The organism is Enterobacter sp. CM29 (genome assembly GCF_013179605.1).
GTDB classification, from domain to species: domain Bacteria; phylum Pseudomonadota; class Gammaproteobacteria; order Enterobacterales; family Enterobacteriaceae; genus Enterobacter; species Enterobacter intestinihominis.
Genome location: NZ_JABMCU010000056.1, coordinates 1 through 22,789, shown reverse-complemented (window position 1 = coordinate 22,789; position 22,789 = coordinate 1). Strand labels below are relative to the sequence as shown.

General features: G+C 56.3%; 21 protein-coding genes. 3 read left to right on the top strand and 18 right to left on the bottom strand.

Translation table 11 applies throughout. The features are described 5' to 3' along the window. From qseF to purL, 4 genes are all read right to left on the bottom strand, one after another. A partial coding sequence (gene qseF, locus HP459_RS09440) for a two-component system response regulator QseF/GlrR (protein WP_171936143.1) occupies nt 1–957 on the bottom strand: 957 nt, incomplete at its 3' end. Next, nucleotides 954–1,706 (bottom strand): two-component system QseEF-associated lipoprotein QseG, encoded by a 753-nt coding sequence (qseG, locus tag HP459_RS09435; RefSeq protein ID WP_032623754.1) that lies wholly within the window; start codon nt 1,704–1,706, stop codon nt 954–956. The genes qseG and qseF, both read right to left, overlap by 4 nt. Continuing rightward, the gene (gene qseE / locus HP459_RS09430; RefSeq protein WP_113788122.1) at nt 1,703–3,136 is read right to left on the bottom strand and encodes a two component system sensor histidine kinase QseE/GlrK; all 1,434 of its coding nucleotides are present in this window, start codon (nt 3,134–3,136) and stop codon (nt 1,703–1,705) included. The genes qseG and qseE overlap by 4 nt, the downstream gene beginning before the upstream one ends. Nucleotides 3,137–3,668: 532 nt before the next feature. Further along, nucleotides 3,669–7,556 carry a phosphoribosylformylglycinamidine synthase gene (purL, locus tag HP459_RS09425; protein ID WP_171936142.1) on the bottom strand — a complete coding sequence of 1,296 codons (3,888 nt, stop codon included), beginning with the start codon at nt 7,554–7,556 and terminating at the stop codon, nt 3,669–3,671. A gap of 267 nt (nt 7,557–7,823) precedes the next feature. Between purL and mltF the strand changes: the two genes are divergently transcribed. Next, nucleotides 7,824–9,374, top strand: a complete 1,551-nt coding sequence (mltF, locus tag HP459_RS09420; protein ID WP_171936141.1) for a membrane-bound lytic murein transglycosylase MltF — start codon at nt 7,824–7,826, stop codon at nt 9,372–9,374. On the opposite strand, the gene tadA is transcribed toward mltF, so the two are convergent. The 4 genes from tadA to murQ are packed head-to-tail and all read right to left on the bottom strand — an operon-like array spanning nt 9,262 to nt 12,735. Continuing rightward, the gene (gene tadA / locus HP459_RS09415; RefSeq protein ID WP_023300729.1) at nt 9,262–9,801 is read right to left on the bottom strand and encodes a tRNA adenosine(34) deaminase TadA; all 540 of its coding nucleotides are present in this window, start codon (nt 9,799–9,801) and stop codon (nt 9,262–9,264) included. The genes mltF and tadA overlap by 113 nt on opposite strands. A gap of 24 nt (nt 9,802–9,825) precedes the next feature. Further along, nucleotides 9,826–10,461 (bottom strand): phosphatidylglycerophosphatase C, encoded by a 636-nt coding sequence (gene yfhb / locus HP459_RS09410; RefSeq protein WP_023300730.1) that lies wholly within the window; start codon nt 10,459–10,461, stop codon nt 9,826–9,828. A 3-nt stretch (nt 10,462–10,464) separates the two neighbouring features. Continuing rightward, nucleotides 10,465–11,829, bottom strand: a complete 1,365-nt coding sequence (locus HP459_RS09405) for a PTS transporter subunit EIIC (RefSeq protein WP_023306720.1) — start codon at nt 11,827–11,829, stop codon at nt 10,465–10,467. Nucleotides 11,830–11,838: 9 nt separating this feature from the next. Beyond that, nucleotides 11,839–12,735, bottom strand: a complete 897-nt coding sequence (gene murQ, locus HP459_RS09400; RefSeq protein ID WP_023306721.1) for an N-acetylmuramic acid 6-phosphate etherase — start codon at nt 12,733–12,735, stop codon at nt 11,839–11,841. A 118-nt stretch (nt 12,736–12,853) separates the two neighbouring features. On the opposite strand from murQ, the gene HP459_RS09395 reads away from it, so the two are divergent. Together HP459_RS09395 and HP459_RS09390 are read left to right on the top strand one after the other, a co-directional pair. After that, on the top strand, nt 12,854–13,702 hold the full coding sequence (locus tag HP459_RS09395; protein ID WP_023300733.1) for a MurR/RpiR family transcriptional regulator: 849 nt from the start codon (nt 12,854–12,856) through the stop codon (nt 13,700–13,702). Nucleotides 13,703–13,758: 56 nt separating this feature from the next. Continuing rightward, a complete protein-coding gene (locus tag HP459_RS09390; RefSeq protein ID WP_023300734.1) occupies nt 13,759–14,019 on the top strand; it encodes a YfhL family 4Fe-4S dicluster ferredoxin in 261 nt (86 codons plus the stop codon). On the opposite strand, the gene acpS is transcribed toward HP459_RS09390, so the two are convergent. From acpS to rseA, 10 genes are all read right to left on the bottom strand, one after another. Next, a complete protein-coding gene (gene acpS, locus HP459_RS09385; RefSeq protein ID WP_015572144.1) occupies nt 14,016–14,396 on the bottom strand; it encodes a holo-ACP synthase in 381 nt (126 codons plus the stop codon). The two genes, HP459_RS09390 and acpS, sit on opposite strands and share 4 nt — an antisense overlap. Beyond that, nucleotides 14,396–15,127 carry a pyridoxine 5'-phosphate synthase gene (gene pdxJ / locus HP459_RS09380; protein ID WP_015572143.1) on the bottom strand — a complete coding sequence of 244 codons (732 nt, stop codon included), beginning with the start codon at nt 15,125–15,127 and terminating at the stop codon, nt 14,396–14,398. Before pdxJ ends, acpS begins: the two co-directional genes overlap by 1 nt. A 75-nt stretch (nt 15,128–15,202) precedes the next feature. Continuing rightward, a complete protein-coding gene (gene recO / locus HP459_RS09375) occupies nt 15,203–15,910 on the bottom strand; it encodes a DNA repair protein RecO (RefSeq protein ID WP_015572142.1) in 708 nt (235 codons plus the stop codon). Nucleotides 15,911–15,927: 17 nt separating this feature from the next. Then, nucleotides 15,928–16,833, bottom strand: coding sequence for a GTPase Era (gene era, locus HP459_RS09370; RefSeq protein ID WP_022649038.1), 906 nt, complete (start codon nt 16,831–16,833; stop codon nt 15,928–15,930). After that, the gene (gene rnc, locus HP459_RS09365) at nt 16,830–17,510 is read right to left on the bottom strand and encodes a ribonuclease III (protein WP_023300736.1); all 681 of its coding nucleotides are present in this window, start codon (nt 17,508–17,510) and stop codon (nt 16,830–16,832) included. The genes era and rnc overlap by 4 nt, the downstream gene beginning before the upstream one ends. Nucleotides 17,511–17,733: 223 nt before the next feature. Then, nucleotides 17,734–18,708, bottom strand: a complete 975-nt coding sequence (gene lepB / locus HP459_RS09360; protein ID WP_022649040.1) for a signal peptidase I — start codon at nt 18,706–18,708, stop codon at nt 17,734–17,736. Between the two features lie 15 nt (nt 18,709–18,723). Beyond that, on the bottom strand, nt 18,724–20,529 hold the full coding sequence (gene lepA / locus HP459_RS09355; RefSeq protein WP_022649041.1) for a translation elongation factor 4: 1,806 nt from the start codon (nt 20,527–20,529) through the stop codon (nt 18,724–18,726). Between the two features lie 185 nt (nt 20,530–20,714). After that, the gene (rseC, locus tag HP459_RS09350) at nt 20,715–21,191 is read right to left on the bottom strand and encodes a SoxR-reducing system protein RseC (RefSeq protein ID WP_022649042.1); all 477 of its coding nucleotides are present in this window, start codon (nt 21,189–21,191) and stop codon (nt 20,715–20,717) included. Then, nucleotides 21,188–22,141: a sigma-E factor regulatory protein RseB gene (gene rseB, locus HP459_RS09345; RefSeq protein WP_022649043.1), complete on the bottom strand. Its 954-nt coding sequence runs from the start codon at nt 22,139–22,141 to the stop codon at nt 21,188–21,190. The genes rseC and rseB overlap by 4 nt, the downstream gene beginning before the upstream one ends. Next, the coding region (rseA, locus tag HP459_RS09340; protein WP_171936140.1) for an anti-sigma-E factor RseA at nt 22,141–22,789 on the bottom strand (649 nt) is incomplete at its 5' end. The genes rseA and rseB, both read right to left, overlap by 1 nt.

Here is a 22,789-nt window from a genome sequence, read left to right as displayed (position 1 = left end):
TGCCAGCAGCGGGATATCTTCCGCACGCTCGGCCAGCGCCGGGATTTTCAGGTTGACGACATTCAGTCGATAGTAGAGATCTTCGCGGAACTCGTTGCGCGCCATCACCTTGGGTAAATCACGGTGGGTGGCGGAAATAATACGCACGTTGATATCGATATCGCGGTTGCTGCCGAGCGGACGTACTTTCCGCTCCTGCAACACGCGCAGCAATTTGACCTGCAGCGGCGCGGGCATATCGCCAATTTCATCAAGAAACAGCGTGCCGCCCTCAGCCGCCTGGAACAGCCCTTCACGGCTGCTCACCGCGCCGGTAAAGGCGCCGCGGGCATGGCCGAAGAGCTCTGATTCGAGCAGCTGCTCCGGCAACGCGCCACAGTTGATGGCAATAAAGGCATTTTTACTGCGCGGGCTGGCGTTGTGGATCGCCTGGGCCAGGATCTCTTTCCCGGTCCCGCTCTGGCCGTTGATCAGCACGCTAACGTCGGATTGCGCCACCATCCGCGCCTGTTCCAGCAGGCGCAGCATTACAGGGCTACGCGTCACGATGGATTCACGCCAGGCGTCGTCGCCGGATGGCGCCGCGTGCTCAAGGGCGCTGTCGATCGCTTTATAGAGGGCGTCTTTATCCACCGGTTTGGTGAGGAAGCTGAATACCCCCTGCTGCGTCGCTGCCACCGCATCAGGAATAGATCCGTGAGCGGTGAGGATAATCACCGGCATCCCGGGCTGCTGCTTCTGGATCTCCGTGAACAGTTGCAGGCCATCCATTTCATCCATGCGCAAATCGCTGATCACCAGATCGATTTTCTCACGGCTGAGCACTTTCAGCCCCTCCTGCCCGCTTTCAGCGGTGACCACGCTGTAGCCTTCGCTGACCAGACGCATCCCCAGCAGCTTTAACAGCCCGGGATCGTCATCCACCAGTAACAGATGGGCAGGTTTACGGCTTGTCATGGCTTCACATCCTCTTGTTTCGGCGTCTCACTGTCTGGCGTCGTGGCAGAGTTGCCTTTCGACCCATCAGGCAGATAGCTGCCTGCCGGCTTACGCGTCGAGAGCTGTCTTTCGATATCGGTCAGATTTTCGAGCTTGCGGGTGGTGGTTTCCAGCTGCTCGCGCAGCGACTCCTGCTGCTGGCGAAGCGCATCAAGCTCGCTGTCGCTTGACTGCTGCAATTTGCTGTAGCGGAAACGCTCTTCAGACAGCTGTAATTGCAGGGTTTGTCCGTCCCGCCAGAGCTGATAGACCGGGCGCACCTGCGGGGGAATATTGATCACGTAAGTATCCAGCCGCGTCACGTTGGCGCGGCGTTCGACAGGCGTGATTCTGGCATCCGCCATCACGATCCCGCGTTTAAATGCGTCCTGCCAGGTATCGTCCACCAGCATCGCCGCCTGGGCACGGGCCTCGGCGGGCGCCAGCCGCTGGGCGCAGTCTATTCCGCGCAGCCAGAACAGCGGATTGGATTCAACATCACGCCCCGACAGGCTCCAGATATCATCGCAACGTGTCGAAAGGAAATCAGCCAGCTGTTTTTGCGGCCATTTATCTTCCTGTTTGTGGCTAATTGCACTTTTCGGTGCATGGGTTACACAGCCTGCCAGCAGTAAGCAGGGCAGGCTGAGGCGCACATTTTTGCTGGAAAACACCGCGCGCAATGCGCGGTAAAAGACATGTGACATACTCACCAGGTTGTTATTCATTTCATTGATTTTTCCGGCTCAAGAGGCAGTTCGATACGAAAACAGACATCGGCGCGTTCATCACTCACGATATTAAGCTCACCCTGCATGCGTCGTATGCAGTCGCGGGCAATACTCAGCCCCAGACCACTTCCTTTTACCGCACCTTTTCGCTGATGACTCCCCTGGAAGAAGGGTTCAAAGATCATCGTTTTTTCATCATCCGGAATCGGGCTTCCGGTATTCGCTACGTCAATAAATACCCGCGAACCGTTGTTATTGCTTCTGATATAAATGGTACCGGATTCAGTACCATAGTGCACCGCATTGGAATAAAGATTATCCAGTACGCTCATTAACAGCATCGGTTCTGCAAGACAGGCTGGCGCGTTGAGTTCCACCTGGGTATGCATCATTTTAGCTCTTGCTGGCAGGCTATGGGCGGAGATCACCATGTCCACCAGCGGTTCAATCTCAACGCTTTCAAGCACCACAGCACCATCCGCCAGCTTGCGGTTATAGTCCAGCAGTTGTTCAATAAGCTTTTGTAAATTGCGGCTGCTGGCATCCAGAATCGCCACGATCTCTTTTTGCTCAAGGGTTAACGGCCCCGCCACTTCGTCGGCCAGCAGTTCCGTACCTTCACGCATGCTGGCCAGCGGCGTTTTGAGTTCGTGTGAGATATGGCGCAGGAACTGGTGGCGCTGCGATTCCAGCCACGCCAGGCGCTCTGAAAGCCAGATGATGCGTTGACCGACCGAGCGCAGCTCGCGCGGGCCTTTAAAAACGACCGTATCCCCGAGAGATTTACCCTCCCCCAGGCGGTTAATCATCCGCTGGATCCCCTTCACGGGGCCGATGATCATGCGGGTAAAGAGCAGCACCAGCCCCAGGCTGACGAGGAACAGCACCAGCGCCTGCCAGCCGAAGAACTGGCCGCGCTCGGCAATCTCCTGCTGGAGCTGCTGACCACGGGAAAAGATAACCGTACGGGTGGACTGAACCATCTCCGTATTGGCGTTCGCGAAGGCTTCAAGTCGGGCGGCGGCGGCGGCATCAGGACCGCTGTTTTTGCACTGGAGCTGCGCCAGATCGTTCAGATCCTGACGCAGCGCCTGATAGAGTTTGTCATCTGGCAGCACCCCGGCGTGGGCGTCCAGCATTTCGCTGTAGCGTTTACGCTGGTTCTGATAGACCCTCTCCAGCGTGCGATCATCAAGCACGCAGTACTGGCGATAGCTACGCTCCATCTCAAGCGCGGCGTTGGTCATCGCCTCGCTACGGCGAGCATCAATAAGCGTGGTGCGGTTAGTCAGGGCCGCCTGTGCACTTAACGCGTTCAGGCTTTGCCAGGCCTGCCAGGCCAGAACCAGCAAAGGTAGCAGGATCAGCAGGAAGGCCATCATAACGAGCTGTCGCAGGGAGCGAGGGAAAGCGGGCCAGCGTTTCAACACATTACTCTCTTCATCCGGGTTTGAGGAGAGCGTAACTGAGTCTGCCCTTCAGATACAACAAAGCCGGGTAAAAACCCGGCTTTGTCATGGAATAAGGCGGTGCCTAACTCGACGTTTCGCCCTGGCCTGATAAAGCATTGCAATAATCAGTAGTTGGACGGCAGGCACCTTTTTGTGCGTCATTCGAAGTTTATGTAGCACGTCCCGAAGGGGCTGACATAAGAAGGTGAATGAGCCACTGGTTACTATTATGCAACACGCGTGCCAGATTGCAAAAATTAACGCTATCCTTATGATTAGTAATATTTTTATTATCAAAACGTATTGATTGTTACGTGAATGATTTTCAGGCTAAGTGTCGCTATTAAGCAACACCTTAACGGGAACCTGTCCTGCCGCATATAAATCAACAGGTTAAATGTCTCCTTTTGGAGACACTCAGACCAGAGAGTTGTCGCGTTTTTGCGACAGAGACAAAAAAGCCCGGTGGCGCTCGCGCTTACCGGGCCTACAGTCAGGGCGTAGAAACTTAACCTAGTTGTTTACGTGCGTTGCGGAAAATGCGCATCCACGGGCTGTCCTCGCCCCAGTTTTCCGGGTGCCAGGAGTTGCTCACGGTACGGAAGACACGCTCCGGGTGCGGCATCATAATCGTCACCCGACCGCTTTCGCTGGTGACCGCGGTAATGCCATTTGCCGAACCGTTCGGGTTAGCCGGATAGGTTTCGGTGACCTTGCCAAAGTTATCAACAAAGCGCAGCGCCACCAGTCCTTTGCTTTCAAGCTGAGCCAGGTGCGCCGCATCACGGACTTCAACCTGACCTTCACCGTGCGAAACCGCGATTGGCATCTGCGAACCGACCATCCCCTGCAACAGCAGAGACGGGCTTTGGGTTACTTCTACCAGGCTGAAGCGCGCTTCAAAGCGGTCAGACTGGTTACGCACAAAGCGCGGCCAGGCTTCGCTGCCCGGGATCAGCTCGCGCAGGTTAGACATCATCTGACAGCCGTTACACACGCCCAGCGCCAGCGTCTGCGGACGATGGAAGAAGGTTTCGAACTCGTCACGCACGCGGCTGTTGAACAGGATGGACTTCGCCCAGCCCTCGCCCGCACCCAGCACGTCACCGTAGGAGAACCCCCCGCAGGCAACCAGCGCCTGGAAATCATCCAGCCCGGTACGCCCGGCCAGCAGGTCGCTCATGTGGACGTCGATGGCGTCAAAGCCCGCGCGGTGGAAGGCGGCCGCCATCTCAACGTGGGAGTTAACGCCCTGTTCGCGCAGCACGGCCACTTTCGGACGCGCACCGGTCGCAATGTACGGCGCGGCAATGTCTTCGTTGATGTCGAAGGTGAGCTTCACGTTCAGGCCAGGATCGTTGTCGTTCGCCTTCGCGTTATGCTCCTGATCGGCACATTCCGGGTTGTCACGCAGGCGCTGCATCTGCCAGGTGGTTTCCGCCCACCACATACGCAACGTGGTGCGGCTTTCGCTGAACACCGGGTGGCCGTCGGCTTCAATCACGAAGCGGTCGCCCTGCACCGCTTTACCGAGATAGTGCACGCAGTCTGCAAGACCGTGCTGCGCCAGAATCGCTTCCACCGCGTCGCGATCTGCGGCGCGTACCTGAATGACCGCGCCAAGCTCTTCGTTAAACAGCGCCGCCAGGCGGTCTTCGCCAAGCGTTGCAATGTTTGCTTCAACGCCGCAGTGGCCGGTGAAGGCCATCTCTGCCAGCGTCACCAGCAGGCCGCCATCGGAACGGTCGTGGTAGGCCAGCAGCTTACGCTGCGCCACCAGCGCCTGAATTGCGTCGTAGAAGCCTTTCAGCTGAGCGACGTCGCGCACGTCGGCTGGCTTTTCGCCGAGCTGGCGGTAAACCTGTGCCAGCGCGGTGGCACCCAGCGCGTTATGGCCTTTACCGAGGTCAATCAGCAGCAGGGCGTTATCTTCAGTGGAAAGCTGCGGCGTAACGGTATGACGCACGTCTTCCACGCGCGCAAACGCTGTGATCACCAGCGACAGCGGCGAAGTCATCTCGCGCTGCTCGCTGCCTTCCTGCCAGCGGGTTTTCATCGACATGGAGTCTTTACCCACCGGAATGGTCAGGCCGAGCGCAGGACACAGCTCTTCACCCACCGCTTTTACCGCTTCGTACAGGCCCGCGTCTTCGCCAGGGTGACCGGCAGCGGCCATCCAGTTCGCGGAAAGTTTGATGCGTTTGATGTCGCCAATCTGCGTCGCGGCGATATTGGTCAGCGCTTCACCGACCGCCAGACGGGCAGAAGCGGCGAAGTCCAGCAGAGCCACCGGGGTGCGTTCACCCAGCGCCATCGCTTCGCCGTAGTAGCTGTCGAGGCTCGCGGTGGTCACGGCGCAGTTAGCGACCGGGATCTGCCACGGGCCGACCATCTGATCGCGTGACACCATACCGGTCACGGTACGGTCGCCGATGGTGACCAGGAAGGTTTTCTCCGCCACCGCAGGCAGGTGCAGCACGCGGTTAACCGCTTCCGCCACAATAATGCCCTGACGATCCAGCGCTTTACCCGCCGCTTTGCGGGTTGTAACGTCGCGGGTCATCTTCGGCGTTTTGCCGAGAAGCACGTCGAGCGGCAGATCGATCGGCTGGTTGTCGAAATGGGTATCACTGAGAGTCAGGTGCTGCTCTTCGGTCGCTTCACCGATGACGGCATACGGCGCGCGCTCGCGGCGGCACAGCTCGTCAAACAGCGGCAGCTGATCGGCAGCAACCGCCAGCACGTAGCGCTCCTGGGATTCGTTACACCAGATTTCCAGCGGGCTCATGCCTGGCTCATCGCTCAGGATATCGCGCAGGTTGAAGCGCCCGCCGCGACCGCCGTCGCTCACCAGCTCAGGCATGGCGTTAGAGAGCCCACCCGCGCCCACGTCGTGGATAAACAGAATCGGGTTGGCATCGCCGAGCTGCCAGCAGCGGTCGATCACTTCCTGACAGCGGCGCTCCATTTCCGGGTTGTCGCGCTGCACGGACGCGAAGTCGAGATCCGCATCAGACTGGCCGGAAGCCATAGACGAGGCTGCACCACCGCCCAGACCAATGTTCATGGCCGGGCCGCCGAGCACGATCAGCTTCGCGCCCACGACGATCTCACCTTTTTGCACGTGATCGGCGCGAATGTTGCCGATCCCGCCCGCCAGCATAATTGGTTTGTGGTAGCCGCGCAGCTCTTCGCCGTTGTGGCTGTCCACTTTCTCTTCGTAGGTACGGAAGTAACCGTTCAGCGCCGGACGACCAAATTCATTGTTGAACGCCGCGCCGCCCAGCGGGCCTTCGGTCATGATATCCAGCGCGGTCACAATGCGCTCTGGCTTGCCGAAATCTTCTTCCCACGGCTGTTCAAAGCCCGGGATACGCAGGTTGGAAACGGAGAAACCGACCAGACCCGCTTTTGGTTTCGCGCCGCGACCGGTCGCACCTTCGTCACGGATTTCACCGCCGGAGCCGGTCGCCGCACCCGGCCACGGAGAGATGGCCGTCGGGTGGTTGTGGGTTTCCACTTTCATCAGGATATGCGCAGGCTCCTGGTGGAAGTCATAGCGCCCTGCTTCGCGGTCGGCGAAGAAGCGGCCCACCTCGGAACCTTCCATCACCGCGGCGTTGTCTTTATAAGCAGACAGCACGTAGTCAGGGGTTTGCTCCATGGTGTTTTTGATCATTTTGAACAGCGACTTCGGCTGCTGTTCGCCGTCGATAATCCAGTCGGCGTTGAAAATTTTGTGGCGGCAGTGCTCGGAGTTGGCCTGCGCGAACATATACAGTTCGATGTCGTTCGGGTTGCGATTCAGCTTAACGAATGCATCCTGAAGGTAGTCGATTTCATCTTCTGCGAGCGCCAGACCAAGACGCAGGTTTGCGTCGATCAGCGCCTGACGCCCCTGCCCCAGCAGATCCACGCTCTGTACCGGCGCAGGCTGATGGTGGGAGAACAGTTTCTGCGCATCATCCAGAGAGTCAAACACGCTCTCCATCATGCGGTCGTGCAGCTCCGCTGTGACGGCCTGCCACTGCGCGTCGCTCAGGGTTGACGCTTCCACATAGTACGCCACGCCGCGCTCCAGACGGTTAATCTGGCTCAGGCCGCAGTTGTGAGCGATGTCAGTTGCTTTGGAAGACCAGGGGGAGATGGTGCCAGGACGTGGCGTGGCGAGGATTAATTTGCCGGTCGGCGTATGGCTGCTCAGGCTTGGGCCATATTTAAGCAGACGTTCCAGCTGTACGCGCTCCTCTGCATTCAGGGGGGCATTCAGGTCAGCAAAATGGACATACTCAGCGTAAATATTGCTTACCGGAAGGTCGGCCGCCTGAAAACGTGCCAGCAGTTTGTTAATACGGAAGGCAGACAGTGCAGGCGAACCACGCAGAATTTCCATCATAAGTCTCTCGTCTTCGAAGCGCCGGGGCGCTTACAGTGTGCGCAAGGGGGGAAAACGGGCGTCATTATAGAGAATCCTGAGCGCTGACGAAACCGTTTGCGTCGAAATAAAATCATCCTTTTTGTTTAACAATAGATGTGACCTGTCTCTCTAATTGGTTGCCAACTGGCGCTACTTTGCGCAAAATGCCGCTCAATCAATGGCAAACTCTACTCTTAACATGACTACAGCACACTGAGGCAACCGGCGTCGCAGAGAATTAACTAATTGAAAAAATTAAAGATTAATTATCTGCTCATCGGCATTGTTACGTTGCTGCTGGCAGTGGCCCTCTGGCCGTCTATCCCCTGGTTCGGCAAAGCCGAAAACCGTATCGCCGCCATTCAGGAGCGGGGGGAGTTGCGCGTCAGTACCCTCTCCTCTCCGCTTATATACGACGATATCAACGGTAAAACCATTGGTCTTGATTACGAACTGGCACAGCTGTTTGCGGACTATCTGGGCGTGAAGCTGAAAGTCACCGTGCGGCAGAACATCAACCAGCTGTTTGATGATTTAGACCATGACCGTGCCGATATTCTCGCCGCAGGTCTGGTGTACAACAGCGAACGCAGCAAAAATTATCAGCCGGGCCCGACCTATTACTCTGTGTCGCAGCAGGTGGTTTATCGTGTGGGTAGCTTGCGCCCGCGCTCACTGGCCGACATGACCGACCAGCAATTGACCATTGCGCCGGGCCATGTGGTGATTGACGATCTGCGGGCGTTGAAAGAGAAAAAATACCCGAACCTCAGCTGGACGGTCGATCCTAAACTCGGCACTACCGAATTGCTGGAGCAGGTAAAAGATAAAAAGCTGGCCTATACCATTGCTGATTCGGTGGCGATCAGCCTTTTCCAGCGCGTTCATCCTGAAATCGCCGTGGCGCTGGATGTGACCGATGAACAGCCGGTAACCTGGTTTACCCAGTTAGACGACGATCAAACCGTCTCTGCGGCTATGCTCGATTTCTTTAATTCCATCAATGAAGACGGCACCCTGGCGCGTCTGGAAGAGAAATATCTCGGTCACGGTGACGATTTTGATTACGTTGACACCCGCTCCTTCCTGCGCGCGGTGGATAGCGTGCTGCCGGACCTACAACCGCTGTTCGAGAAGTACGCTCAGGAGATTGACTGGAAGTTACTGGCGGCAATTTCCTACCAGGAATCGCACTGGGATGCTCAGGCCACCTCCCCCACGGGCGTGCGCGGGTTGATGATGCTGACCAAAAATACCGCGCAGAGCCTCGGCATTAGCGATCGAACCGATGCGGAACAGAGCATCAGCGGCGGCGCGCAATATTTACAGGATATGATGGCGAAAGTGCCGGAGACGGTCCCTGAAGGGGAGCGGATCTGGTTTGCGCTGGCCGCCTATAACATGGGTTATGCCCATATGCTCGACGCGCGGACGCTGACGGCAAAAACCAAAGGTAACCCGGACAGCTGGTCAGATGTAAAACAGCGCCTGCCGCTGCTTAGCCAGAAACAGTGGTACCAGAAGCTGACGTACGGCTATGCGCGCGGGCATGAAGCGTATGCCTACGTGGAAAATATTCGTAAGTATCAGATAAGCCTGGTGGGATATCTGCTGGAGAAAGAAAAAGAGGCTGCCGAGGCGCAACAGCTGGCTGAAAGCTATCCGGTGGTCGCACCGGACGAGCTTAATCACCCTGCGGTTTCAATTCTGCCTTTTGTTGCTTTTTCTGCAGCCGACGCATTCGAAAAAAGTCACTTAACAGACCCGAACATTCTGGTGCAAGTACCCCGCCGATAGTTTTCACCTGGTGGTTCATCCCCGGATGCCCAAGCACGTCCATCAGTGAACCAGCAGCGCCCGTTTTTTCATCCCGCGCGCCAAACACCAGCGTACCGATTCGGCTATGCACCATCGCCCCGGAGCACATCACGCACGGTTCAAGGGTGACGTACAGGGTGGTATCAAGCAGACGATAGTTTTGCAGCACCAGCCCGCCCTGACGCAGCGCCATAATTTCAGCATGCGCGGTAGGATCGTGACGGCCAATCGGACGGTTCCACCCTTCACCAATTACCTGATTGTTATGGACCAGCACCGCGCCCACGGGAACTTCGCCCTCTTCCCAGGCGCGCTGAGCCAGCGCCAGCGCGTGGCGCATCCAGTATTCATGATTGTGTTCAGGGTTGGACAAGGGCTGATACTCCAGTCGAAAAGCGGGCGGCATTATACACAGCCGGTACAGATAAGACTATTCGAGTTGCTGAAGTTCGCCCAGAGGCGTGACGCGCCAGCGGTGCTGGCAAAAATAGAGCAGCGGGTTGTCCTGCTTGCTGTCGCTGTAGCCGCTGTACAGACGCAGCGGCGTACCGATGCGTTTCTCCAGCTGCACCACTTTTTCATGTCCGAGGCAGCGCAGGGTAAGCACCCAGCCGCCGTAGCCGCGCGCGATCTGCGTGGCGATAAGGTTTACGCGCGGCAGCCAGGGCGTATCAAAATAGACCTGCTCCACCAGCGTCTGCGGGGAGCCGGTAATCAGCCAGATATCGGCATCGTTGGCGTCGAGATAGCTGGTCAGGCGCGCCTGGACCACGGGAAACGCGGCGACGTGCCCGCGAAACCAGTGGGCAAAATCCTGTTCAAGCTGCTTAAGACGCGCTTCGCTATGACCAAACGTGCATCCCCAGAGCAGCAGGCTCATCGGCCAGCGCGCTGAACGGCCTTTCACCAGTAGCGCGATGCCAATAACGGGTAACAGGGGCAATACCAGCAACGCGTTAAGGGGCTGGCGCCGCAGCAGATAGCGCATAAAGGTGCCGAACATATCCTGCTGATGCAGCGTTCCATCCAGATCAAAAAAGACAACGCGACGCTCGTGATTTGCCAAACCTTACTCCTCTGGGTCGTTGAATCCTAATAGCCAGGTAAACAGGAACCCGGCGATCACCGCTACCAGATAGCCTAACAGATAGAGCATCACTTTTCCGGTCACGATGGTTAATGCCAGCGGTAAACCGGAAATCCCGAAGGTGATAACGGTCGCCACTTTCCAGTAGCTAATCAACGCCCCGCCCACCGCGCCACCGAGACAGGCGGCCAGGAACGGCTTGCCCAGCGGCAGCGTAACGCCGAAAATCAGCGGCTCGCCGATACCGAGCAACCCGACCGGCAACGCCCCTTTAATGACCTTTTTCAGACGTGCGTTGCGGGTTTTCATCAGCACCGCGATGGCCGCGCCGACCTGCCCAACGCCCGCCATCGACAGGATCGGCAGCAGGGCGTTATAGCCGTGCGCCTGTACCAGTTCGACGTGAATCGGCACTAGCCCCTGATGCAGACCGGTCAGCACTAACGGCAGGAAGGTTCCGGACAGCACAGCCCCCACCAATAACCCACCGCGATCGATAGCCAGAGACGCGCCGTGGGCGATGGCTTCAGAGATGGCGCCGCCTAACGGTTGCAGCGCCACAATCGCCACGCTCCCGGTAATCAATGTGGTCAGCAGCGGGTTGAGGATCAGCTCAATCGAGCCTGGTAGCACCGCGCGCAGCTTTTTCTCGATCCAGCACATCAGAATGACCACCAGCAGCACGGCAATCACCCCGCCGCGGCCAGGCTGAAGCGCCTCGCCAAACAGCGTAATCTGCGCCAGCTGCGGGCTGGAGAGGATACCCGCCATAACGCCGCCCATCGCCAGCGAGCCGCCAAACACTTTGGCCGTGTTCACCCCCACCAGAATGTTCATGATGGCAAACACCGCGCTGCCGAAAATCGCCAGAATACCCAGCAGGTTCGGATACTGCGTGGCAAAATCCCCGACAATATCCGGACGCTTAAGAATATTGATAATCCCGGTGATCAGCCCCGACGCGATAAACGCCGGGATCAGCGGAATAAAGACGTTAGCCAGTTGGCGCAGCGCATCGCTCATAGGGGCTTTGTATTTGGCTTTCGCCTGCGCTTTGGTGCGTTCCGCATCGTCAAAGGCGGGAGCCGTTTCACCGCCCGTCATCAGGGCGCGCATGGCATCTACCACCTGCGCCGCTTTGCCCGGACCGACAATCAACTGGTGCTGTTGCCCCTGCTTAACGTACCCGCTCACGCCGGGAAGCTGCTTAAGGCGCGTCAAATCAAGCTGTTCGTCGTTATGCACCTCGACGCGAACACGCGTCATACAGTTCTCAAGACGCTGAATATTTTTTTCCCCACCGATCCCGAGCAGGATGTCGCTGGCGAGCGCTGCTGTTTTGTCCATACACGCCTCTTATTGGTGTTCTAATGCCGCCCGTAAAAACCCGTGATGGGCTTCGAGTCTGGCTCTGGCCGCGGCTGCATCCAGCCCGGTTAATATCATCAGAATGGCGGGTTTTACATCGTGATCGGTCTGCTGAAGCACCTTTTCCGCCTCTTCACGACTGGCGCCTGTCGCTTCCATCACCATGCGACACGCTCTGTCCACCAGCTTGATGTTAGTGGCCTGCATATCCACCATCAGGTTTTGGTAGACCTTGCCAAATTTCACCATCGCGCCGGTGGAGATCATATTGAGCACCAGCTTCTGCGCGGTACCCGACTTCAGCCGTGTGGAGCCGGTGAGCGCTTCCGGCCCGACGACCGGAGAGATGGCAATGGCGGCCACCTGCGCAATCGGCGAGCCCGGGTTACAGGAGATGGCCACTGTGGTGCACCCGGTCTGTCTGGCATATTCCAGTCCACCAATGACGTACGGCGTACGACCAGAAGCCGCCAGCCCGACCACCAGATCCTGCGCGGTCAGGTTCAGCGCCCTGAGATCATCTTCCCCAAGCTGTTTATTGTCTTCTGCCCCTTCTACCGCTTTCAGCAGCGCGCCGGGGCCACCGGCAATCAGGCCAACGACCAGCCCGTGCGGAACGCCAAAAGTCGGCGGACATTCTGAGGCATCCAGCACACCGAGGCGCCCACTGGTTCCCGCTCCCATATAAATAATGCGTCCTCCTGCTTTCAGAGCGTCGGCAGCGGCGTCTACGGCTTTTGCTACCTCAGGCAATGTCTCTTTGACTGCCAGCGCGACGAGGGTATCCTGTTGATTAAAGCGGTTTACCAGCTCCAGCGTGGACAGTGCATCAAGATCCATGGTTTGCGGGTTACGCGTTTCAGAAACAAGAGAGCCAAGATTCATGTTATTTACCTCTGGAATTTTTAATTCATAATAAACGCACTATAATGGAATATAAAATTCATTCAGGCGAGCAAAATTCGTATTTGCGCGGGTAATCACATTTTCGCCAGGAGACCGTATGAACTGTTTAATTCGTATTCGTCAGCGCTACGCAGGGTTTGCCCAGAGTGATAAAAAGCTGGCGGATTTTTTACTTTCTCAGCCCGATCGCGCGCGACACCTCAGCTCCCAGCAGCTGGCAGGCGAAGCCGGGGTGAGCCAGTCGAGCGTGGTGAAATTCGCCCAGAAAATAGGCTATAAGGGCTTTCCGGCGCTAAAGCTGGCGATCAGTGAAGCACTGGTGAGCAACCCGAATCCGCAGTCAATGCCGGTGCATAACCAGATCCGTGGCGACGATCCGATGCGTCTGGTGGGCGAAAAGCTGATCAAGGAGAACGTGGCGGCAATGCATGCCACGCTGGATGTAAACACGGAAGAGAAGCTGCTGGAAAGCGTAGCCATGCTTCGCGACGCGCGGCGTATTGTGTTGACCGGGATCGGCGCCTCCGGACTGGTTGCGCGTAACTTTGGCTGGAAGCTGACAAAAATCGGCTATAACGCCATCGTTGAACAGGATATGCACGCGCTGCTGGCGACCGTGCAGGCCATGGATCCTGACGATTTACTGCTGGCCATCTCCTATTCCGGCGAGCGACGTGAAATTAATATGGCCACCGACGAAGCCCTGCGCGTAGGGGGAAAAATTCTGGCGATTACCGGATTTAGCCCGAATGCGCTCCAGCAACGGGCAACCCGCTGCCTGTATACCATTGCCGAGGAACAGGCCACTCGCAGCGCGGCGATTTCGTCGACGAGTGCGCAGATGATGCTGACGGACCTGCTGTTTATGGCGCTGGTTCAGCAGGATCTGGAGCGTGCGCCAGAGCGTATTCGTCACAGCGAAGAGCTGGTAAAAAAACTGGTTTGAACAACGAATGAGCGTATAATGCCCGCCCTGTTTGTGATGTTTCTGAGAATTTCCTGATGGCGCTGTTAATCACCAAAAAATGCATCAACTGCGATATGTGCGAACCCGAATGCCCGAACCAGGCGATTTCGATGGGCGACAGCATTTATGAGATTAACAGCGACCGCTGCACCGAATGCATCGGCCACTATGAAACGCCGACCTGCCAGAAGGTGTGCCCAATTCCCAATACGATCTTAAAAGATCCGGCACACGTCGAGAATGAAGAACAGTTGTGGGATAAGTTTGTCCTGATGCACCATGCGGACAAAATTTAACTCTCAATAATCACCGTCGCACAGGCATAGTGGCGTTCATCTGCAAGCGTTACGTGCATGTGCGCCACGCCCAGCTTTTCCGCCAGCTTAAGCGCCTCGCCCCATAAGCGCAGACGTGGCTTACCCAGCTCATCGTTAAACACTTCAAACTGGTTGAACGCCAGGCCGTTACGAATGCCCGTGCCGAACGCTTTCGCCGCCGCCTCTTTTACCGCGAAGCGCTTTGCCAGAAAGCGCACCGGCTGTTGATGCGCCTCCCAGATAGCCCATTCGTTATCGCTCAGCACGCGTCTTGCGAGGCGATCGCCGCTGCGGGCGATCACCGCTTCAATGCGGGCTATTTCGACGATGTCGGTGCCTAAGCCCAGAATAGCCATTACTGACGCGCTTCCAGCATCAGGCGCTTCATCTCGGACACCGCCTCTTTCAGGCCACTCATCACCGCACGACCAATAATGGCGTGGCCAATGTTCAGCTCATGCATTTCCGGCAGGGCAGCAATGGCTTTGACGTTGTGATAGGTCAGGCCGTGACCGGCGTTCACCTTCAGTCCCAGGCTCGCGGCGTAGGTTGCCGCTTTGGCGATTCGCTCCAGCTCTTTCGCCTGCGCTGCGTCGTTTTCGGCATCGGCATAGCAGCCGGTGTGAATTTCAATATACGGCGCACCCACGTCGGCAGCGGCTTTAATCTGGGTGAAATCAGCGTCGATAAATAAAGATACCAGGATACCGGCATCCGCCAGGCGTTTGCAGGCATCGCGCATTTTGTCGAGCTGCCCGGCCACATCGAGACCGCCTTCGGTGGTCACTTCCTGACGCTTTTCCGGCACCAGGCAGCAGAAATGCGGTTTGGTCTCGCAGGCAATCGCCAGCATCTCTTCTGTCACCGCCATCTCGAGGTTCATGCGGGTATCCAGCGTCTGACGCAGGATGCGCACGTCGCGGTCAGTGATGTGGCGACGATCTTCACGCAGGTGGACGGTAATGCCGTCGGCGCCAGCCTGCTCAGCGATAAATGCCGCCTGAACCGGATCGGGATACGCGGTACCGCGTGCATTACGTAACGTGGCGATGTGATCGATATTGACGCCTAACAGTAATTCAGCCATGACAATCCTCGGTATTTTTGGTCATTTACCTTCTCCCTCTCCCTCCGGGAGAGGGCTGGGGTGAGGGGTAAAACATTAGCGTTTCGGCATAAACTGCCTGAATAATTCGCGGCTCTTTAAAGGTTTGCCCCCAAGATACGGCTTGAGCGCGATTCGGGTAAAGCGTTTTGCCGCACGCAGGGTGTCGGCGTCCGGGAACTCGCGTTCATACAGTGCTCTGAGCTGGCGCCCGGTAAAAGTGCTGTTATCGACGACGACACTGGCAATAAAGCCCTTTTCCTCACGATAGCGATAGGTCATGGTGTCTTCTACCTCGTCTCCGCTTCCTGCACAGTGCAGAAAATCAACGCCGTAACCAAGGTGCCCGAGCAGCGCCAGTTCGAAACGACGCAGCACAGGCTCAGGGGTGCCGGTTGCGCCAGCAAGTGCCTGAATACAGTGCAGGTAATCAAAGAAAAGTTCAGAGAAGCGGGTCTCATGTTCAAGAACCCGTGAAATGAGTTCGTTGACATACAAACCGCTGTAGAGCGTGATACCAGAAAGAGGAAGCGCCAGGGAGACGGCTTCAGCACTGCGCAGGGTTTTGACTTCCCCTCGCCCGCCAAAGCGGACCAGCAGCGGGGTGAAAGGCTGCAAGGCACCTTTCAGATTAGAACGTCTGGAACGTGCGCCTTTGGCAACAAGGCGCACGCGACCGGACTCTTCCGTGAAGACGTCCAGCATCAGGCTGGTTTCGCTCCAGGGACGACTATGCAGGACAAAGGCGCGCTGCCATCCATCCATATGCTCGTCGTCTTAGGTTACTGATCTTCGCCGTAACCGAGGCTGCGCAGCGCACGCTCATCATCGGCCCAGCCAGATTTCACTTTCACCCACAGTTCCAGGTGAACCGGTGCTTCAAACATGTCCATCATGTCTTTACGGGCTTCGATTCCGATAGTTTTGATCTTGGCACCTTTATTGCCGATCACCATCTTCTTCTGCCCTTCTCGCTCAACGAGGATCAGACCGTTAATATCGTAGCCGCCACGCTCGTTGCTCTGGAAACGCTCGATCTCCACCGTCACAGAGTACGGCAGTTCAGCGCCCAGGAAACGCATCAGCTTCTCACGGATGATTTCAGACGCCATAAAACGCTGAGAGCGATCGGTGATGTAGTCTTCCGGGAAGTGATGAGTCGCTTCCGGCAGATGTTTACGCACGATACCCGCGATGGTATCGACGTTCAGACCCGTTTCCGCAGACAGCGGGACTATGTCCAGGAAGTTCATCTGGCTGCCCAGCCATTGCAGATGCGGCAGCAGATCGGCTTTTTCCTGCACGTTGTCCACTTTATTGACCGCGAGGATCACCGGCGTTTTGCCGTCACGCAGCTTGTTCAGGACCATTTCGTCGTCCGGCGTCCAGCGGGTGCCTTCCACAACGAAAATCACCAGCTCTACATCGCCAATGGAGCTGCTCGCCGCCTTGTTCATCAGACGGTTGATGGCACGCTTCTCTTCCATGTGCAGGCCCGGGGTATCGACGTAGATCGCCTGATAAGCGCCTTCAGTATGGATACCGACGATGCGGTGACGCGTGGTCTGCGCCTTACGCGAGGTAATGGAAATCTTCTGTCCAAGCAGATTATTCAACAGGGTGGATTTACCAACGTTCGGACGTCCGACGATGGCAATAAATCCGCAATACGTTTTTTCTTCGCTCATTCCAGCTCCAGCATTTTTAACGCCTGTTCGGCGGCAGCCTGTTCAGCCTTACGACGGCTTGAACCCGTGCCGACCACCGGTTCACTCAGGCCACTGACCTGGCAATGGATGGTAAATTCCTGATCGTGCGCTTCGCCACGTACCTGCACCACCAGATAGGATGGCAGCGGGAGGTGACGACCCTGCAAATATTCTTGCAGACGCGTTTTCGGATCTTTTTGTTTATCGCCCGGGCTGATTTCGTCCAGACGGGTCTGATACCAGTTCAGGATCATCTTTTCTACGGTCTGGATATCGCTGTCCAGGAACACGCCACCGATTAAAGCCTCGACCGTATCGGCAAGAATGGATTCACGACGGAACCCACCACTTTTCAGCTCACCCGGCCCCAGACGCAGACACTCACCCAGCTCAAACTCGCGTGCGATTTCAGCGAGGGTGTTGCCGCGCACCAGCGTGGCACGCATGCGGCTCATATCACCTTCGTCCACACGCGGAAAACGATGATAAAGCGCATTTGCAATCACGAAACTTAAAATAGAGTCGCCTAAAAACTCGAGACGCTCATTATGTTTGCTGCTGGCACTGCGATGGGTTAATGCCTGTTGCAACAACTCCTGATGATGAAAAGTGTAGCCCAGCTTCCGTTGAAGCCGATTAATTACGATGGGGTTCATGCGATACCAATAAATGAATGCGTCAAAAATGCAGCACACGAAACCGACCTGAGAAAACCAACGCGGTTTCGTGTGCCGTGGCACCCTTGCAGGGCCAACCTTAAACTTCGGGGGAATATTCTATACGCAACGACAGGGGATGTCGTTAGTTCAAAGAGATTTATCGCTGAAATAATTCACGTAGCGGCGAATAAAAGCCGCTACGTGTTATTTTTGACGAAAATTAATGAATTCCGCCAATACGATTCAGGCGAACGCCGGTCGGCCACTCGCCTTCCTGCTTCTCGAAACTCATCCAGATAGCGGTTGCTTTACCGACCAGATTCGCTTCCGGCACAAAGCCCCAGTAACGGCTGTCCGCGGAGTTATCGCGGTTATCACCCATCATGAAGTAGTGTCCCGGCGGCACAATCCAGGTCGCCAGCTGCTGGCCTGGCTGCTGGTAGTACATTGCCAGTTGATCCTGTGCAATTGGCACGGTCAGAATGCGGTGAGTGACATCGCCCAGCGTCTCTTTGCGTTCAACCAGACGAATACCGTTCTCTTTGGTTTCACCTTTTGGCACCTGGAAGAATCCGCTGGTCGCTTCACCGCCATTACGGCGGGCGAAGGTCTGCACAAAATCACCTGGCTCAACGTTGGAGTAAGTGACTGGCAGCGCATTTTCACATGCAGTTCCAGAGCTACAGCCTGGCTGAATCCTCACTTCCTTCGCTATCGGATCGTAGGTTACTTTATCGCCCGGCAGACCTACCGCGCGTTTAATATAATCCAGCCGTGGATCTTCCGGATATTTAAACACCACGATGTCGCCACGTTTCGGATGACCCGTTTCGATCAGCGTTTTCTGGTAGATCGGATCTTTGATGCCATAGGCAAACTTCTCAACCAGAATGAAATCACCGATCAGCAGCGTTGGCATCATCGATCCTGACGGGATCTGGAACGGTTCATAGATAAATGAACGCACCACCAGCACAATCGCCAGCACCGGGAAGACCGATGCCCCTGTTTCCAGCCAGCCCGGTTTTGGGCCGACTTTTTTCAGGGTTTTCGCGTCCAGCGTATCGCCCGTGGCTGCCTGCGCGGCAGCCTGACGTTCACGGCGTTTTGGGGCGAAGATAAACTTATCCAGGCACCATAACAGACCTGTTACCAGGGTAGCGATGACCAGGATCAGGGCAAACATGTTCGCCATGCCAACTCCTTAAGGTTATTTACCGTTTCCGTCTTTACCAACATGAAGGATGGCAAGGAATGCTTCCTGCGGCAGCTCAACGTTACCGACCTGCTTCATACGCTTCTTACCTTCTTTCTGCTTCTGCAACAGCTTTTTCTTACGGCTGACGTCGCCGCCGTAGCACTTAGCCAGAACGTTTTTACGCAGCTGCTTCACGGTTGAACGGGCAATGATGTGGTTACCAATGGCCGCCTGAATCGCAATGTCAAACTGCTGACGCGGGATCAGCTCTTTCATCTTCTCAACCAGCTCACGACCACGGTACGGTGCGTTATCGTTGTGGGTGATCAGCGCCAGGGCATCAACACGCTCGCCGTTGATCAGCACGTCTACGCGAACCATGTTCGAGGCCTGGAAGCGTTTGAAGTTGTAGTCCAGTGACGCATAGCCACGGGAGGTAGACTTCAGACGGTCGAAGAAGTCGAGCACCACTTCCGCCATCGGAATTTCATAGGTCAGCGCCACCTGGTTACCGTGGTACACCATGTTGGTCTGCACGCCACGCTTCTCAATACACAGGGTGATCACGTTACCGAGGAACTCCTGCGGCAGCAGCATGTGACACTCTGCGATAGGCTCGCGCAGTTCCTGAATATTATTCAGCGGCGGGAGCTTGGAAGGGCTGTCGACGTAGATGACCTCTTTCGACGTGGTTTCTACTTCGTAGACAACCGTCGGGGCGGTGGTGATCAGATCCAGATCGTATTCACGCTCCAGACGTTCCTGAATGATCTCCATGTGCAGCAGACCGAGGAAGCCACAGCGGAAGCCGAAGCCCAGCGCCGTTGAGCTTTCTGGCTCATAGAACAGGGAAGCATCGTTGAGGCTCAGCTTTCCGAGCGCATCGCGGAAGTTTTCGTAATCGTCAGAGCTGACCGGGAACAGACCCGCATAAACCTGCGGTTTCACCTTTTTGAAGCCTGGCAGCGCTTTATCTGCCGGGTTACGTGCGCCGGTCAGGGTATCGCCCACTGGCGCGCCGAGGATGTCTTTAATTGCACAGACCAGCCAACCCACTTCGCCGCATTTCAGTTCGGTACGGTCAACCTGTTTTGGCGTGAAGATGCCGAGGCGGTCAGCGTTGTAGACCTGCCCGGTGCTCATGACCTTGATTTTGTCGCCTTTACGCATGGTGCCGTTTTTAATACGCACCAGCGAGACAACGCCCAGGTAGTTATCAAACCAGGAGTCGATGATCAGCGCCTGGAGCGGCGCATCCGGGTCACCTTCCGGCGGCGGAATGTCACGTACCAGACGTTCCAGTACATCCGGAACACCTACGCCGGTTTTTGCCGAGCAGCGCACTGCATCGGTCGCATCGATACCGACGATGTCTTCAATTTCTTCCGCTACGCGCTCAGGATCGGCGGCTGGCAGGTCGATTTTATTCAGAACCGGCACCACTTCGAGATCCATTTCCATGGCGGTATAGCAGTTTGCCAGCGTCTGGGCCTCTACGCCCTGCCCGGCATCCACCACCAGCAGCGCGCCTTCGCAGGCCGCCAGCGAGCGTGACACTTCATAAGAGAAGTCAACGTGCCCTGGGGTGTCGATAAAGTTCAGCTGGTAGGTTTCACCATCGGAAGCCTTATAGTCGAGCGTCACGCTCTGGGCTTTAATGGTAATACCGCGTTCGCGTTCCAGGTCCATGGAGTCCAGAACCTGGGCTGCCATTTCACGATCAGACAGGCCACCGCAAATCTGGATAATACGGTCAGACAGCGTCGACTTACCGTGGTCAATGTGAGCAATGATCGAAAAGTTACGTATGTTCTTCATATAGTTAAATAATTATGCCTTACGAATTCCTGGAGGCCGCTGTTCTTAGCCTGACGTTTTTCAGTGCGAAAACGCAGCATTCTACACTACAACCTCGTCTGCTGGAAATGCACTTAGAGTCAGGTATAGCGCGAAGAGACGGCGTTTACTTTATTGCGATGTAAATAATAATAAAGCCCGGCAGATCACCGGGCCTCAGAAGAGAGCGTCTCAACACGAAGTTGGTCGGGTGCCAGTGCAACGCTGAGAATGACGGGCTGCCAGGCTTCCCGGGCGGTAAGCCTTGGGGAAACGCCTTTAGCAAGCCAGAACCCGCCCACACCGCCCAAGGCGGCACCGCACATGGCGGCCAAATCTGTGCCGAACAGCATCTGGAAAACCCCGCCCATCACGAAAAGTCCGGCGAGCGGAGAAAGGTAAACCAGTATGGCGGAAGTGAGCAGGCTGCCTTCAGCGATGCCGAGCTCCACTTTTTGCCCTGCCACCAGCGGCTGATCGCTCGACACAGCAATAGTGTGCGACGTTTGCGGCCCCAGCTTATTCAATACGCGGCTGCCGCAACCGGCTCGCGAAGCGCAGCTGCTGCATGATGCTTTAACGTCACAGCTGACAAGCGCTACGCCATCCTGCCAGGATACGACCGTCGCCCACTCTTTAATCATTGCGCAGCCCTGAATTTGATGCTGTCTGAAATACGTTTTGCTGTTGGCGGCGGTAATTCACCAACAATGGTAATTTCCGCATTATCGCGTACCGTCGTGCTAACCGTCCGGCGACCGGTACGGAGCATCTGTTCGGAACTGTTCGCCGTAGCGCGATTGATATTCACCGAGAAGCTAAATAGCCCATCGGAATAGAGGCGCGACTCAACCGGTGTTTCGATAGTCGGCAGCTGGCGACGGCTGCTGGATACTTCGCTGAATCCTTGCGGGATCCAGGAAGGTACCCAGTTGAAATTGACAGAATCGCCGGCAGGTACGGAAAGCAAAGGCGGCAGGCTGGCTTTGGCCAGATTCTGCATACTGTTGCCAACCTGACCGTTCACGTCGAAGGAGATCACGCGGAACTGCTCCAGCGTTTCACCGTCGCGATCGAGCAGATCAACGCGCATCGGCAGCTTCGTCTCTGCGTCAATCCAGACGATATAGCTGTAACGTGTCCCATCCCGCGCGACTACGCGGATCACTTCGCACAACCTGTCGGCAATACGCGTTCGCCCCACCGAGATAAAATCATAGTAGGGGGCGAGACGTTTAAAATCGGTGTAAATGAGCGATGGCAGGGAATCAACGATGTAGTCACCATTGAGCGTAAACGGCTCAAGGCCTGGCTCGAAATAGCTGATTTCGTTCCCACGCTGGACCACTTCCCGACGCGGGCCATCCATCTGTAAAAGCTGGGCGAGCGGCTGATTATCAAGGCGGGCGTGGCGATAGCGTAACGATTCGACACCCTGCTTATTGATGCTAATAAATGCCAACTCGTAATTGAGTGACTGGCTGGCCAGATTCATTTGCTGCAACAACGCCCCGGATGAAACATCAGCCGAGGCGTTAGCAGAGAAGAACAGGCTACCCGCCATCAAAGACATGGCGAACCAAAGTTGCTTCATTACTGCGATTGCGTTCCTAAAGTTTGGTTTCCTGGCACCTGCACAGCAGCCTGCTGGGTTTGGGCCTGCTCAAACTGAAGCTGCTCGGAGTGCAGACGACGCTGCAACTCGTAATCCTGCAACATCGCATTAATGCGACGACGCTGCTCCTGTACCTGCTGTTGCTGTCCGCCGCTTGCGGAGGCATCTGCCGGTACGCCCAGGCTAACCGGACTGGCTTTACCCATCATCGGCAGCGTATTGAAGACTGGCGCTTCAGGCTGCTGACTGGCTTCAGACTGGGTATTATAGTGCTGGACCCCAACGATAACTGCAAGCGATACACACGCAGCGACTCCCATCTGGGTGAGCTGGCTGGCCCATGGACGCACCTTGTGCCAGAACGGCATTTTCTGCCACTGGTGAGGTGCAGGCTGCGCTTCAGGAATAAGCGGCGTGGTCTGATGAACAGGTTCGTTCTCAATGGCCGCCATAACGCGTGCTGAGATATCGAAATGGAGAACATCGCTGGTATCACCCCGCAGAGTGTCGCGGATAAGATGATAGTTCTCCCAGGTCTGTTGCATTTCGGGAGAATGAGACAACTCATCGAGCAGCTCACTATCCAGCATTTCACCATCCATTAAAGCGGAAAGTTTTTCTTTCTGC

Bases quoted from the DNA above. Each gene is read 5' to 3' on its own strand.
- qseG (WP_032623754.1), bottom strand. From the start codon at position 1,706: ATGAATAACAACCTGGTGAGTATGTCACATGTCTTTTACCGCGCATTG.
- purL (WP_171936142.1), bottom strand. From the start codon at position 7,556: ATGATGGAAATTCTGCGTGGTTCGCCTGCACTGTCTGCCTTCCGTATT.
- tadA (WP_023300729.1), bottom strand. From the start codon at position 9,801: ATGCCGCCCGCTTTTCGACTGGAGTATCAGCCCTTGTCCAACCCTGAA.
- HP459_RS09405 (WP_023306720.1), bottom strand. From the start codon at position 11,829: ATGGACAAAACAGCAGCGCTCGCCAGCGACATCCTGCTCGGGATCGGT.
- murQ (WP_023306721.1), bottom strand. From the start codon at position 12,735: ATGAATCTTGGCTCTCTTGTTTCTGAAACGCGTAACCCGCAAACCATG.
- HP459_RS09395 (WP_023300733.1), top strand. From the start codon at position 12,854: ATGAACTGTTTAATTCGTATTCGTCAGCGCTACGCAGGGTTTGCCCAG.
- HP459_RS09390 (WP_023300734.1), top strand. From the start codon at position 13,759: ATGGCGCTGTTAATCACCAAAAAATGCATCAACTGCGATATGTGCGAA.
- acpS (WP_015572144.1), bottom strand. From the start codon at position 14,396: ATGGCTATTCTGGGCTTAGGCACCGACATCGTCGAAATAGCCCGCATT.
- pdxJ (WP_015572143.1), bottom strand. From the start codon at position 15,127: ATGGCTGAATTACTGTTAGGCGTCAATATCGATCACATCGCCACGTTA.
- recO (WP_015572142.1), bottom strand. From the start codon at position 15,910: ATGGATGGATGGCAGCGCGCCTTTGTCCTGCATAGTCGTCCCTGGAGC.
- era (WP_022649038.1), bottom strand. From the start codon at position 16,833: ATGAGCGAAGAAAAAACGTATTGCGGATTTATTGCCATCGTCGGACGT.
- rnc (WP_023300736.1), bottom strand. From the start codon at position 17,510: ATGAACCCCATCGTAATTAATCGGCTTCAACGGAAGCTGGGCTACACT.
- lepB (WP_022649040.1), bottom strand. From the start codon at position 18,708: ATGGCGAACATGTTTGCCCTGATCCTGGTCATCGCTACCCTGGTAACA.
- lepA (WP_022649041.1), bottom strand. From the start codon at position 20,529: ATGAAGAACATACGTAACTTTTCGATCATTGCTCACATTGACCACGGT.
- rseC (WP_022649042.1), bottom strand. From the start codon at position 21,191: ATGATTAAAGAGTGGGCGACGGTCGTATCCTGGCAGGATGGCGTAGCG.
- rseB (WP_022649043.1), bottom strand. From the start codon at position 22,141: ATGAAGCAACTTTGGTTCGCCATGTCTTTGATGGCGGGTAGCCTGTTC.